We start from the raw sequence: 13,477 nt of genomic DNA on the forward strand, positions 1-13,477 counted from the left end.
CAAAAAAATACGGCCTCTATATAAATAGAGGCCGTATTCGATGCAATCAGGCAGTTATCGCGGGATAAAGGCTTACTTGCGGTCTTCCAGCTTGATCAGGTCGCGCGACTCGTAACCCGTGTACAGCTGGCGTGGACGGCCAATCTTGTACGGGCTGGAGAGCATTTCTTTCCAGTGGGAGATCCAGCCGACGGTGCGGGCCAGGGCGAAGATCACAGTGAACATGCTGGTCGGAATGCCGATCGCTTTGAGGATGATCCCCGAGTAGAAGTCGACGTTCGGGTACAGCGAGCGCTCGATGAAGTACGGGTCGGTCAGGGCGATCTCTTCCAGGCGCATGGCCAGTTCGAGTTGCGGATCGTTCTTGATGCCCAGCTCTTTAAGCACTTCGTCGCAGGTCTTCTTCATCACTGTTGCGCGCGGGTCACGGTTTTTGTAAACGCGGTGACCGAAGCCCATCAGCTTGAATGGATCATTCTTGTCCTTGGCCTTGGCGATGAACGTGTCGATGTTCGAAACATCGCCAATTTCGTCGAGCATGGTCAGCACGGCTTCGTTGGCGCCGCCGTGGGCAGGGCCCCACAGTGCAGCGATACCGGCAGCAATACAGGCGAACGGGTTGGCACCCGAAGAGCCCGCCAGGCGTACGGTCGATGTCGAAGCATTCTGTTCGTGGTCGGCGTGCAGGATAAAGATCTTATCCATGGCCTTGGCCAGTACCGGGCTGATCGGTTTGATCTCGCACGGTGTGTTGAACATCATGTGCAGGAAGTTTTCGGCGTAGGTCAGGTCGTTACGCGGGTACATCATGGGTTGACCCATGGAGTACTTGTAAACCATCGCCGCCAGTGTTGGCATCTTGGCAACCAGGCGGATCGCGGAAATTTCGCGATGCTGCGGGTTATTGATGTCCAGGGAGTCGTGGTAGAAGGCCGAGAGGGCGCCGACTACACCGCACATGACTGCCATCGGGTGGGCATCACGACGGAAGCCGTTGAAGAAAGTCTTCAACTGCTCGTGAACCATGGTGTGGTTCTTGACGGTGCTGACAAATTGAGCCTTCTGCTCTGCGGTCGGCAGTTCGCCGTTCAGCAGCAGGTAAGCGGTTTCAAGGTAGTCAGAGTGTTCGGCCAGCTGTTCGATCGGGTAGCCACGGTGCAGCAGGATACCGTTGTCACCATCAATATAGGTGATCTTCGACTCGCAAGATGCAGTCGACATGAAGCCAGGGTCAAATGTAAACCGGCCCGTGGCCGTAAGGCCTCGCACATCGATTACATCGGGACCCACGGTGCCAGTTAAAATGGGCAGCTCGACGGGGGCTGCGCCCTCGATGATCAACTGCGCTTTTTTGTCAGCCATGTGGCCTCCTATTTATGCTTGAAATCATCAGACAGACCCCCCACGCAGGGCCCGCACCACTATAGTGAGATAAATTTGAATGTCAATTTGCCTAAAGTCTTGCTGTACAAGGCTTTGGGCAGTCTTTTTCCGCGAATATCCCAGCCGTTTACGCCTTTTATCGCAAGAGCGCAATGAGCTATTAGAGGCAGGTGATTGCGTTGTCATTAGCGACCTAACTGTCTATACTCGGCAGCCGACCGCCAGGGGCTTTTGGGCCCGTTTAGATGGGGGTCGTCACTCCCTGGATGGTGGGTACCTGACCAGTGCACATCCCAACAACTTTGCCCTGATTGTTAGGGGCTCTTCAGTGTGAAAAAGCCGTGAATAGCCAACGACCTGTAAACCTAGACCTAAGGACCATCAAACTCCCCATTACCGGCGTTACGTCATTTCTGCACCGTGTATCGGGCATTATTCTTTTCCTCGGCCTGGGCATCATGCTTTATGCATTGAGCAAATCCCTGGGTTCCGAAGAAGGTTATGCCGAGGTGAAGGCATGCTTGACCAGTCCGCTGGCCAAATTCGTTGCGTGGGGCCTGCTATCTGCCTTGCTGTACCACCTTGTGGCCGGTATTCGCCACTTGATCATGGACATGGGCATCGGTGAGACGCTGGAAGGCGGCAAGCTGGGCTCGAAAATCGTGATCGTCATTTCCGTGGTGATGATCGTTCTGGCGGGAGTTTGGATATGGTAACCAGCGTTACGAACCTGTCGCGTTCGGGCCTCTATGACTGGATGGCACAGCGTGTGTCTGCGGTTGTTCTAGCGGCTTATTTCATTTTCCTGATCGGGTACCTCGTTGCGAACCCGGGCCTGGGCTATGCCCAATGGCATGAGCTGTTCGCAAGCAACTGGATGCGTATTTTCAGCCTGTTGGCCCTCGTTGCTCTGGGCGCTCACGCCTGGGTCGGCATGTGGACCATCGCGACTGACTACCTGACGCCAATGGCGCTGGGCAAGTCCGCAACAGCGGTACGTTTCCTCTTCCAGGCAGTCTGCGGCGTTGCAATGTTCGCTTACTTCGTCTGGGGTGTGCAGATTCTTTGGGGTATCTGATTCATGGCTACTAACACAGTTAATACACTTTCGTTCGACGCCATTATCATTGGCGGCGGCGGTGCCGGCATGCGCGCTGCCTTGCAGCTGGCCCAGGGCGGTCACAAGACCGCTGTAATCACCAAGGTTTTCCCGACTCGTTCGCACACGGTATCGGCTCAGGGTGGCATCACCTGCGCAATCGCCTCTGCAGATCCGAACGATGACTGGCGCTGGCACATGTACGATACCGTCAAGGGTTCCGACTACATCGGTGACCAGGACGCTATCGAGTACATGTGTTCCGTTGGTCCGGAAGCCGTGTTCGAACTTGAGCACATGGGCCTGCCGTTCTCCCGTACCGAGCAGGGCCGTATCTACCAGCGTCCTTTCGGTGGTCAGTCGAAAGACTTCGGTAAAGGTGGCCAGGCTGCCCGTACCTGCGCAGCTGCCGACCGTACCGGTCACGCGCTGTTGCACACCCTGTACCAGGCCAACCTGAAGGCTGGCACTGTATTCCTGAACGAATACTACGGTGTCGATCTGGTTAAGAACGAAGACGGCGCCTTTGTAGGCATGATCGTTATTTGTATCGAAACTGGTGAGACCTCTTACGTTCGCGCTAACGCGACCGTATTGGCGACAGGCGGTGCGGGTCGCATCTACTCGTCGACCACCAATGCCCTGATCAACACCGGTGACGGTATCGGCATGGCCCTGCGTGCAGGCGTGCCAGTACAGGACATCGAAATGTGGCAGTTCCACCCGACCGGTATTGCCGGTGCCGGTGTACTGGTTACTGAAGGTTGCCGTGGTGAAGGTGGATACCTGATCAACAAGCACGGTGAGCGTTTCATGGAGCGTTATGCTCCGAACGCCAAAGACCTTGCAGGTCGTGACGTTGTAGCTCGCTCGATGGTGAAGGAAATCATCGCGGGCAACGGTTGCGGTCCGGATGGCGACCACGTAATGCTGAAACTCGATCACCTCGGTGAAGAAGTTCTGCACAGCCGTCTGCCAGGTATTTGCGAACTGTCCAAGACTTTCGCTCACGTAGACCCGGTACTGGCTCCAGTTCCAGTGGTTCCAACTTGCCACTATATGATGGGCGGCGTTGCCACCAACATTCATGGTCAGGCGATCACTCAGGACGCCGAAGGCGTTGACCAGATCATCCCTGGCCTGTTCGCAGTGGGTGAAGTGGCGTGCGTATCGGTACACGGTGCCAACCGTCTGGGCGGCAACTCGTTGCTCGACCTGGTGGTGTTCGGTCGTGCTGCCGGCCTGTTCCTTGAGCAGACCCTGAAAGAAGGCGTTGATTACGCCCGTCCTCGCCAGTCCGACATCGACGCCGCCCTGGCGCGTCTGGATGGCCTGAACTCGCGTACCGACGGCGAAGACGTCGCAACCCTGCGTAAAGAACTGCAAAGCTGCATGCAGAACTACTTCGGTGTATTCCGTACTGGCGAATACATGCAGAAGGGTATTGCCCAGCTCGCAGACCTGCGCAAGCGCATTGCCAACGTGAAGATCAACGATAAGAGCCAGGCATTCAACACGGCCCGTATCGAAGCCCTTGAGCTGCAAAACCTGCTCGAAGTGGCTGAAGCAACTGCAATCGCTGCTGAAGTCCGTAAAGAATCGCGCGGTGCTCACGCCCGTGAAGACTTCGAAGATCGTGACGACGTTAACTGGCTGTGCCACACCCTGTACTTCCCGGGTGAGAAGCGCGTAGCCAAGCGTTCGGTGAACTTCTCGCCGAAAACCGTTCCGACCTTCGAACCTATGGTTCGTACTTACTAAGGGTGGCCGATATGTTGAAAGTCAGTGTTTATCGCTACAACCCGGATCAGGACGCCGCGCCGTTCATGCAAGAGTTCGAGGTCAATACCCACGGTAAAGACCTGATGGTGCTGGACGTGCTGGCCTTGATCAAAGAGCAGGACGAGGGCTTCTCCTATCGTCGCTCTTGCCGTGAGGGCGTTTGCGGCTCCGACGGCATGAACATCAACGGCAAAAACGGTCTGGCGTGCGTAACGCCGCTGTCCGCTGTCGTTAAAGGCAACAAGCTGATCGTTCGTCCTCTGCCAGGTTTGCCGGTTATCCGTGACCTGGTCGTCGATATGAGCATCTTCTACAAGCAATACGAAAAAGTTAAGCCGTTCCTGCAGAACGATACTCCGGCTCCGGCCATTGAGCGTCTGCAATCGCCAGAAGAGCGTGAAAAGCTCGACGGTCTGTACGAGTGCATCCTGTGCGCTTGCTGCTCGACCTCGTGCCCGTCCTTCTGGTGGAACCCGGACAAGTTCCTGGGCCCTGCTGCACTGCTGCAAGCCTATCGTTTCCTGGCTGACAGCCGTGACACCAGGACCACAGAGCGTCTGGCTTCACTGGATGACCCGTTCAGCGTATTCCGCTGCCGCGGGATCATGAACTGCGTCAACGTGTGTCCGAAGGGCCTGAACCCGACTAAGGCCATCGGTCACGTGCGTAGCATGCTGCTGCAAAGCGGCATTTGATACACGGCTGTACCGCAGCATCGCTGTAACCGTAGATACTGCGGCGCAGGCTTCAACCGGCGCCGTGGTTTTAACCTGAGCAACAGCTCATGAAGCTGCGGCTCTTATTTTGAAGAAATGAGACCAGCAGGGGCATCCGGGCTGGTACCCGGACTATCAGCGTGATCCTAAGTGGCTTGTTTTAGTCGCTGTATTCGGACTTTTTCAAGCATGCTCTGGTGTTTTCGCCGATGGTGTCCCCTAACCGAGGGTGACCAAGCATGCAAGAAAGCGTGATGCAGCGCATGTGGAACAGCGGCTATCTTTCAGGTGGTAACGCTGCCTATGTGGAAGAGCTCTATGAGCTCTACCTGCACGACCCTAACGCTGTGCCAGAAGAGTGGCGCACCTACTTTCAGACGTTGCCGAATGACGGCAACTCTGCCATCGATGTTTCGCACTCCACAATCCGCGATCATTTCGTGCTGCTGGCAAAGAACCAGCGCCGCGCCCAACCGGTTTCTGCCGGGAGCGTGAGCAGTGAGCACGAGAAGAAGCAGGTTGAAGTGCTGCGATTGATCCAGGCCTATCGGATGCGCGGCCACCAGGCAGCCCAGCTTGATCCGCTGGGGCTGTGGCAGCGTCCTGCACCTGCAGACCTGTCGATCAATCATTACGGCTTGACCAATGCCGATCTTGATACGACCTTCCGTGCCGGCGACCTGTACATCGGCAAAGAGGAAGCGAGCCTACGCGAAATTCTCGAAGCGTTGCAGCAGACATATTGCCGCACCATTGGCGCAGAGTTCACGCACATCGTCGATTCCGAGCAGCGCCACTGGTTTGAACAGCGCCTCGAAAGCGTACGTGGCCGCCCGACCTACTCGGCTGAAGTCAAAGGTCATTTGCTTGAGCGTGTGACTGCTGCAGAAGGCCTGGAAAAGTACCTGGGCACCAAGTACCCGGGCACCAAGCGTTTCGGCCTGGAAGGCGGCGAAAGCCTGATTCCTTTGCTGGACGAGCTGATCCAGCGTTCGGGCAACTACGGCACCAAGGAAGTCGTTATCGGCATGGCCCACCGTGGCCGTCTGAACGTCCTGGTGAACACCTTCGGCAAAAACCCGCGCGACCTGTTCGACGAGTTCGAAGGCAAGAAAAAAATCGAGCTGGGTTCGGGTGACGTCAAGTATCACCAGGGCTTCTCCTCCAACGTCATGACCTCCGGTGGCGAAGTTCACCTGGCAATGGCGTTCAACCCTTCCCACCTGGAAATCGTTTCTCCAGTGGTTGAAGGTTCGGTCCGCGCTCGTCAGGACCGTCGTAACGACGCGGCGGGCGACAAGGTTCTGCCGATTTCCATCCACGGTGACGCTGCATTCGCAGGTCAGGGCGTGGTCATGGAAACCTTCCAGATGTCGCAGACTCGCGGCTTCAAGACGGGCGGTACGGTTCACCTGGTAATCAACAACCAGGTTGGCTTCACCATCAGCAACCCTGAAGACTCGCGTTCCACCGAGTACTGCACTGACGTTGCGAAAATGATTCAGGCACCGATCCTCCATGTGAATGGTGATGATCCGGAAGCCGTGTTGTTCGTGACCCAGCTGGCAATCGACTACCGCATGCAGTTCAAGCGTGATGTCGTGATCGACCTTTTCTGCTACCGCCGTCGCGGTCACAACGAGGCCGACGAGCCAAACGGTACGCAGCCGTTGATGTATCAGCAAATCGCCAAGCAGCGCACTACCCGTGAGCTGTATGCCGAACGTCTGACGCAAGAAAACGTGGTTGACGCAGAACGCGTTCAGGCCAAGATCGACGAATACCGCAACGCGCTGGACAACGGCCTGCATGTTGTGAAAAGTCTGGTCAAAGAGCCGAACAAAGAGCTGTTCGTTGACTGGCGTCCATACCTGGGCCACGCCTGGACTGCGCGTCACGACACCCGTTTTGATCTGAAAACCCTGCAAGAACTGTCGGCCAAGCTGCTGGAAATTCCAGAAGGCTTCGTGGTTCAGCGTCAGGTGTCGAAGATCTACGAAGACCGTCAGAAAATGCAAGCCGGCGGCCTGCCGATCAACTGGGGTTATGCCGAAACCATGGCATACGCGACCCTGGCGTTCGAAGGTCACCCGATCCGCATGACCGGTCAGGACATCGGCCGCGGTACGTTCTCGCACCGTCACGCTGTGTTGCACAACCAGAAAGATGCTGGCACCTACATTCCGCTCAAGCACCTGTACGAAGGTCAGCCTCGCTTTGACCTGTACGACTCGCTGCTGTCGGAAGAAGCGGTATTGGCGTTCGAATACGGTTATTCGACCACCACGCCGAATGCCCTGGTTATCTGGGAAGCCCAGTTCGGCGACTTCGCCAACGGCGCCCAGGTCGTGATTGACCAGTTCATCACCAGCGGCGAGCACAAGTGGGGCCGTCTGTGCGGTCTGACCATGTTGCTGCCACACGGTTATGAAGGTCAGGGCCCGGAGCACTCCTCTGCACGTCTTGAGCGTTACCTGCAATTGTGTGCCGAGCACAACATTCAGGTGTGCGTACCAACCACTCCAGCGCAAATCTATCACCTGCTGCGCCGTCAGGTCATCCGTCCGCTGCGCAAGCCGCTGATCGTCCTGACACCGAAGTCGTTGTTGCGTCACAAACTGGCAGTCTCGACCCTGGAAGATCTGGCCGAAGGTTCGTTCCAGACCGTTATTCCGGAAATCGATGCGCAGGATCCGGCGAAAGTCGAACGCATCGTGCTGTGTAGCGGCAAGGTCTACTACGACCTGTTGGAAAAACGCCGTGCCGAAGGTCGTGATGACATCGCCATCGTGCGTCTTGAGCAGCTGTACCCGTTCCCTGAGGACGACTTGATTGAAGTCCTGGCTCCGTACAAAAACCTCAAACATATCGTTTGGTGTCAGGAAGAGCCGATGAACCAGGGTGCCTGGTACTGCAGCCAGCATCACATGCGCCGCATCATCAGCGGTCACAACAAGTCGCTCGTACTTGAGTACGCCGGCCGTGACGCTTCTGCTGCTCCTGCTTGTGGTTATGCATCGATGCACGCTGAGCAACAGGCAAAACTGTTGCAAGACGCGTTTACTGTTTAACGCCTTCGCGCACTGAAACCGAATTTAAGGAACCACGAACATGGCTATCGAGATCAAAGCCCCTACTTTTCCGGAATCGGTTGCCGATGGCACCGTTGCCACCTGGCACAAGCAACCAGGCGACGCTGTAAAGCGTGACGACCTGATTGTCGACATCGAAACCGACAAGGTTGTACTGGAAGTACTGGCAACTGCCGACGGCGTACTGGGCGCAATCGTCAAGAACGAAGGCGACACCGTTCTGTCCGACGAAGTCCTGGGCTCCATCGTTGAAGGCGGCGCTGCTGCCGCTCCAGCCGCTGCTGCACCGGCTGCACAAGCCGCTGCTCCAGCTGCCGATGGCGAAGACGATCCTGTAGCAGCGCCTGCTGCACGCAAGATCGCTGAAGAGAACGGTATCAACATCGCTTCCGTTGCCGGTACTGGCAAAGGCGGTCGCGTGACCAAGGAAGACGTGGTAGCAGCTGTTGCCGCCAAGAAAGCCGCTCCGGCTGCTGCACCGGCCAAGGCTCCTGCTGCACCGGCTGCACCGGTAATGGCTGCAGGCGACCGCGTTGAGAAGCGCGTTCCAATGACTCGCGTTCGCGCTACCGTGGCCAAGCGCCTGGTAGAAGCTCAGTCGAACATGGCGATGCTGACCACGTTCAACGAAGTCGACATGACCGAAATCATGGCGCTGCGTTCGAAGTACAAGGACCTGTTCGAGAAGTCCCACAACGGCGTACGCCTGGGCTTCATGTCCTTCTTCGTGAAAGCTGCTACTGAAGCGCTGAAACGCTTCCCGGCGGTCAACGCTTCGATCGACGGTTCCGACATCGTTTACCACGGTTATGCTGACATCGGCGTTGCCGTATCCAGCGACCGCGGCCTGGTTGTTCCGGTTCTGCGTAACGCCGAACTGATGAGCCTGGCTGAAATCGAAGGCGGCATCGCTGCCTACGGCAAGAAAGCCCGTGACGGCAAACTGTCGATCGACGAAATGACCGGTGGTACGTTCACGATCACCAACGGTGGTACTTTCGGTTCGATGATGTCGACCCCGATCGTCAACCCGCCGCAAGCAGCTATCCTGGGCATGCACAACATTCTGCAACGCCCGATGGCGATCAACGGGCAAGTTGTTATTCGTCCGATGATGTACCTGGCTCTGTCCTACGATCACCGCTTGATCGACGGCAAAGAAGCTGTAAGTTTCTTGGTAGCAATCAAAAACCTGCTGGAAGACCCAGCTCGTCTGCTGCTTGATATCTGATAGAAGCAGCTGTGTACTTCGAGGGTCGGGTTGCCGCTAACGGCAGTCCGGCCCTGGGGTCCGCATAATAGGAAACAGCTATGAGCCGCAAGTGTGAAGCTGCAAACAATTGCGGTTTGGCTTGTGGCTTACAGCTTGAAGCTGGTAGCTAAAAGAGGACTCTTTTTCATGTCACAGAAATTTGACGTCGTAGTGATTGGCGCTGGCCCTGGCGGCTACGTTGCTGCCATCAAGGCTGCACAACTGGGTCTCACGACTGCATGCATCGAAAAGTACACTGACAAGGAAGGCAAACTGGCATTGGGCGGTACTTGCCTGAACGTCGGTTGCATTCCTTCCAAGGCGCTGCTGGACAGCTCCTGGAAATATCACGAAGCCAAGGATGCATTTGCCATCCACGGTATCACCACTGGTGACGTGAAAATGGACGTGGCCGCCATGGTCGGCCGTAAGGCCAACATCGTTAAAGGCCTGACTTCCGGCGTTGCTACGCTGTTCAAGGCTAACGGTGTGACTTCCCTGCAAGGCCACGGCAAACTGCTGGCCGGCAAGAAAGTTGAACTGACCAAGCCGGACGGCAGCGTTGAAATCATCGAAGCCGAGAACGTGATTCTGGCTTCGGGTTCGCGCCCGATCGACATTCCACCGGCTCCAGTAGACAACAATGTGATCGTTGACTCTACCGGCGCTCTGGAATTCCAGTCCGTACCCAAGCGTCTGGGCGTTATCGGCGCTGGCGTAATCGGTCTGGAACTGGGTTCGGTATGGTCCCGTCTGGGTGCTGAAGTAACGGTTCTGGAAGCTCTGGACACGTTCCTGATGGCTGCTGACGCTGCCGTATCCAAGGAAGCCTACAAGACCCTGACCAAACAGGGTCTGGACATCAAGCTGGGCGCTCGTGTGACCGGTTCCAAGGTGAACGGCGAAGAAGTCGTTGTGACCTACACCGATTCCAACGGCGAACAGACCATCACCTTCGACAAGCTGATCGTAGCGGTTGGCCGTCGTCCAGTGACCACTGAACTGCTGGCAGCCGACAGCGGCGTGACCATCGACGAGCGCGGTTTCGTGTTTGTTGACGATCATTGCGCCACCAGCGTACCGGGCGTATTCGCCATCGGTGACGTGGTTCGCGGCATGATGCTGGCGCACAAGGCGTCGGAAGAAGGCATCATGGTTGTCGAGCGCATCAAAGGTCACAAGACCGAGATGAACTACGACCTGATTCCATCGGTTATTTACACTCACCCGGAGATCGCGTGGGTCGGGAAAACCGAACAGGCCTTGAAAGCTGAAGGCGTTGAAGTTAACGTCGGCACCTTCCCGTTCGCAGCCAGTGGCCGTGCCATGGCAGCAAACGACACCGGTGGCTTTGTAAAAGTCATTGCTGATGCTAAATCTGACCGCGTTCTGGGCGTCCACGTGATCGGCCCGAGCGCAGCAGAGCTGGTACAGCAGGGCGCAATCGGTATGGAATTCGGCACCAGTGCCGAGGATCTGGGCATGATGGTTTTCTCCCATCCAACCCTGTCCGAAGCGTTGCATGAAGCAGCGCTGGCAGTGAATGGCGGCGCCATCCACATTGCCAACCGTAAGAAACGTTAAGACCAGACAATAAGAAACCACGGCGGTTTGCCCGTCGTGAGCCTTGCTTGCAAGCCTCACCGCGGAACTTCCGCCGGACGCAGTCTTGTCTTGTTTCAGTCAGGCCGGGCCCCGCACTAGCGGGTGCCGGGTTTGTCGAAGCAGCACAAGCAGCAGTCACAGGTGGTGCGGCACTAATTAAAGTGCAGCGCCGAATGCGCAGTACCTAACGAAGACGGTAAAAAGCATGAATCTTCACGAGTATCAGGGTAAGCAGCTGTTCGCTGAGTACGGCCTGCCAGTATCCAAGGGTTATGCAGTAGATACCCCGGAAGCGGCCGCAGAAGCTTGCGATAAAATCGGCGGAACCGAGTGGGTTGTAAAAGCCCAGGTTCACGCAGGTGGTCGTGGTAAAGCGGGCGGCGTTAAGCTGGTTCGCAGCAAAGAAGACGCTAAAGCATTCGCACAACAGTGGTTGGGCAAGCGTCTGGTGACTTACCAGACTGACGCCAATGGTCAGCCGGTCACCAAGATCCTGGTTGAGTCGTGCACTGATATCGCTAAAGAGCTGTACCTGGGCGCTGTCGTTGACCGTTCGAGCCGTCGCATCGTGTTCATGGCTTCCACCGAAGGTGGCGTGGACATCGAGAAAATCGCTCACGACACTCCAGAAAAAATTCTGAAAGCCACTATCGATCCACTGGTTGGCGCACAGCCATTCCAGGGTCGCGAGCTGGCATTCCAGTTGGGTCTGGAAGGCAAGCAGGTTTCCCAGTTCGCCAAGATCTTCGTTGGTCTGGCCAAACTGTTCCAGGACCACGATCTGGCCCTGCTGGAAGTTAACCCGCTGGTTATCAAGACTGACGGCGATCTGCACTGCCTCGATGCGAAAATCAACATCGACGCAAACGCCATGTACCGTCAGCCAAAGCTGAAAACTTTCCACGATCCGTCGCAAGACGATCCGCGCGAAGCGCACGCTGCCAAGTTCGAACTGAACTACGTAGCGCTGGAAGGCAACATCGGTTGCATGGTCAACGGTGCTGGCCTGGCCATGGGTACCATGGACATCGTCAACCTGCATGGCGGCAAGCCAGCCAACTTCCTTGACGTGGGCGGCGGTGCAACTAAAGAACGCGTAACTGAAGCGTTCAAGATCATCCTGTCCGACAGCAATGTCGCTGCAGTATTGGTCAACATCTTCGGCGGCATCGTTCGTTGCGACATGATTGCCGAAGGCATCATCGGTGCAGTGAAAGAAGTCGGCGTGAAAATCCCGGTGGTTGTTCGTCTTGAAGGCAACAACGCTGAACTGGGCGCTAAAGTACTGGCAGAAAGCGGCTTGAACATCATCGCTGCTACCAGCTTGACCGACGCTGCTCAACAAGTTGTTAAAGCTGCGGAGGGCAAGTAATGAGCGTCCTGATCAATAAAGACACCAAAGTTATCTGCCAGGGCATCACCGGTTCGCAGGGTAGCTTCCACACCCAGCAAGCCATCGAATACGGCACCAAGATGGTAGGTGGCGTTACTCCGGGCAAAGGCGGCACCACTCACCTGGACCTGCCTGTTTTCAACACCGTGAAAGAAGCCGTAGCTGCCACTGGCGCAACCGCCAGCGTCATCTACGTTCCAGCTCCTTTCTGCAAGGACTCCATCCTTGAAGCAGCGTTCGGCGGCATCAAGCTGATCGTTTGCATCACTGAAGGCATTCCTACCCTGGACATGCTGGACGCTAAAGTTAAGTGCGACGAGCTGGGTGTTACCCTGATCGGCCCTAACTGCCCAGGCGTTATCACGCCAGGCGAATGCAAGATCGGCATCATGCCAGGTCACATTCACTTGCCAGGCAAAGTAGGCATCGTGTCGCGTTCCGGCACCCTGACTTACGAAGCTGTGAAGCAAACGACTGACGCCGGTTTCGGTCAATCGACTTGCGTTGGTATCGGTGGTGACCCGATCCCGGGCTCCAACTTCATCGACATCCTGAAGTTGTTCCAGGAAGACCCGAAGACCGAAGCGATCGTAATGATCGGTGAGATCGGCGGTTCGGCTGAAGAAGAAGCGGCTGCCTACATCAAGGCAAACGTGACCAAGCCGGTTGTTTCCTACATCGCTGGTGTGACTGCCCCTGCTGGCAAGCGCATGGGCCATGCTGGCGCAATCATCTCTGGCGGCAAGGGCACTGCAGACGAGAAGTTTGCTGCTCTGGAAGACGCAGGCGTTAAAACCGTGCGTTCGCTGGCAGACATCGGCAAGGCTCTGTCCGAGCTGACCGGCTGGGCAATCAAATAAGCCACGCGCTTAACTGATTGTTACACCAGGCAAAGGCCACCTTCGGGTGGCCTTTGTGCATTCTGGGCAATCGTAATCTGCAACAGCGCGCTGGCTCTCGACAGGGGAGAGCATGGCGTCAGGTAAAACACATTGCCTGAATCGCGTACCCGCCTGTTCCTACACGTTCCATGTACTTCGCTGTAGGAAAACCACAGCAAACCATTTTTCGATGTCATTCAGGCGACAACTACGTGCGTTCATCGGACAGGCTGCCCTGTAACAGTGCGTTGTAGGAAAAAAATCGGTAATCTTG

At 56.4% G+C, this 13,477-nt stretch carries 10 protein-coding genes; 9 read left to right on the forward strand and 1 reads right to left on the reverse strand.

The genetic code is table 11. The features are described from left to right. Nucleotides 1-72: 72 nt before the first annotated feature. The gene (gltA, locus tag AWM69_RS18110) at nt 73-1,362 is read right to left on the reverse strand and encodes a citrate synthase (RefSeq protein ID WP_131653174.1); all 1,290 of its coding nucleotides are present in this window, start codon (nt 1,360-1,362) and stop codon (nt 73-75) included. Nucleotides 1,363-1,724: 362 nt separating this feature from the next. On the opposite strand from gltA, the gene sdhC reads away from it, so the two are divergent. From sdhC to sucD, 9 genes are all read left to right on the forward strand, one after another. Then, nucleotides 1,725-2,099: a succinate dehydrogenase, cytochrome b556 subunit gene (gene sdhC, locus AWM69_RS18115; protein ID WP_074702887.1), complete on the forward strand. Its 375-nt coding sequence runs from the start codon at nt 1,725-1,727 to the stop codon at nt 2,097-2,099. Continuing rightward, nucleotides 2,093-2,461, forward strand: coding sequence for a succinate dehydrogenase, hydrophobic membrane anchor protein (gene sdhD / locus AWM69_RS18120; protein WP_048382452.1), 369 nt, complete (start codon nt 2,093-2,095; stop codon nt 2,459-2,461). The genes sdhC and sdhD overlap by 7 nt, the downstream gene beginning before the upstream one ends. 3 nt (nt 2,462-2,464) lie before the next feature. Continuing rightward, complete coding sequence (gene sdhA / locus AWM69_RS18125; protein ID WP_048382453.1) at nt 2,465-4,243, forward strand: succinate dehydrogenase flavoprotein subunit; 1,779 nt, start codon at nt 2,465-2,467, stop codon at nt 4,241-4,243. An 11-nt stretch (nt 4,244-4,254) separates the two neighbouring features. Further along, complete coding sequence (locus AWM69_RS18130) at nt 4,255-4,959, forward strand: succinate dehydrogenase iron-sulfur subunit (RefSeq protein ID WP_131653173.1); 705 nt, start codon at nt 4,255-4,257, stop codon at nt 4,957-4,959. A gap of 260 nt (nt 4,960-5,219) precedes the next feature. Continuing rightward, on the forward strand, nt 5,220-8,051 hold the full coding sequence (locus tag AWM69_RS18135; RefSeq protein ID WP_048382455.1) for a 2-oxoglutarate dehydrogenase E1 component: 2,832 nt from the start codon (nt 5,220-5,222) through the stop codon (nt 8,049-8,051). A gap of 40 nt (nt 8,052-8,091) precedes the next feature. Next, complete coding sequence (gene odhB, locus AWM69_RS18140) at nt 8,092-9,303, forward strand: 2-oxoglutarate dehydrogenase complex dihydrolipoyllysine-residue succinyltransferase (protein ID WP_218727831.1); 1,212 nt, start codon at nt 8,092-8,094, stop codon at nt 9,301-9,303. 168 nt (nt 9,304-9,471) lie between these two features. Next, nucleotides 9,472-10,908: a dihydrolipoyl dehydrogenase gene (gene lpdA, locus AWM69_RS18145; RefSeq protein WP_048382457.1), complete on the forward strand. Its 1,437-nt coding sequence runs from the start codon at nt 9,472-9,474 to the stop codon at nt 10,906-10,908. Between the two features lie 226 nt (nt 10,909-11,134). Continuing rightward, nucleotides 11,135-12,301 (forward strand): ADP-forming succinate--CoA ligase subunit beta, encoded by a 1,167-nt coding sequence (gene sucC / locus AWM69_RS18150; RefSeq protein ID WP_131653169.1) that lies wholly within the window; start codon nt 11,135-11,137, stop codon nt 12,299-12,301. Then, entirely contained in the window at nt 12,301-13,182 is an 882-nt protein-coding gene (gene sucD / locus AWM69_RS18155; RefSeq protein WP_016780174.1) for a succinate--CoA ligase subunit alpha, read from the forward strand. Before sucC ends, sucD begins: the two co-directional genes overlap by 1 nt. Nucleotides 13,183-13,477: the final 295 nt, after the last annotated feature.

This window comes from Pseudomonas sp. D1HM, assembly GCF_019266105.1.
Lineage (GTDB): Bacteria > Pseudomonadota > Gammaproteobacteria > Pseudomonadales > Pseudomonadaceae > Aquipseudomonas > Aquipseudomonas taetrolens.

Excerpts from the sequence above, each read along its gene's own strand:
- gltA (WP_131653174.1), bottom strand. The coding sequence starts at position 1,362 with ATGGCTGACAAAAAAGCGCAGTTGATCATCGAGGGCGCAGCCCCCGTC.
- sdhD (WP_048382452.1), top strand. The coding sequence starts at position 2,093 with ATGGTAACCAGCGTTACGAACCTGTCGCGTTCGGGCCTCTATGACTGG.
- sdhA (WP_048382453.1), top strand. The coding sequence starts at position 2,465 with ATGGCTACTAACACAGTTAATACACTTTCGTTCGACGCCATTATCATT.
- AWM69_RS18130 (WP_131653173.1), top strand. The coding sequence starts at position 4,255 with ATGTTGAAAGTCAGTGTTTATCGCTACAACCCGGATCAGGACGCCGCG.
- AWM69_RS18135 (WP_048382455.1), top strand. The coding sequence starts at position 5,220 with ATGCAAGAAAGCGTGATGCAGCGCATGTGGAACAGCGGCTATCTTTCA.
- odhB (WP_218727831.1), top strand. The coding sequence starts at position 8,092 with ATGGCTATCGAGATCAAAGCCCCTACTTTTCCGGAATCGGTTGCCGAT.
- lpdA (WP_048382457.1), top strand. The coding sequence starts at position 9,472 with ATGTCACAGAAATTTGACGTCGTAGTGATTGGCGCTGGCCCTGGCGGC.
- sucC (WP_131653169.1), top strand. The coding sequence starts at position 11,135 with ATGAATCTTCACGAGTATCAGGGTAAGCAGCTGTTCGCTGAGTACGGC.
- sucD (WP_016780174.1), top strand. The coding sequence starts at position 12,301 with ATGAGCGTCCTGATCAATAAAGACACCAAAGTTATCTGCCAGGGCATC.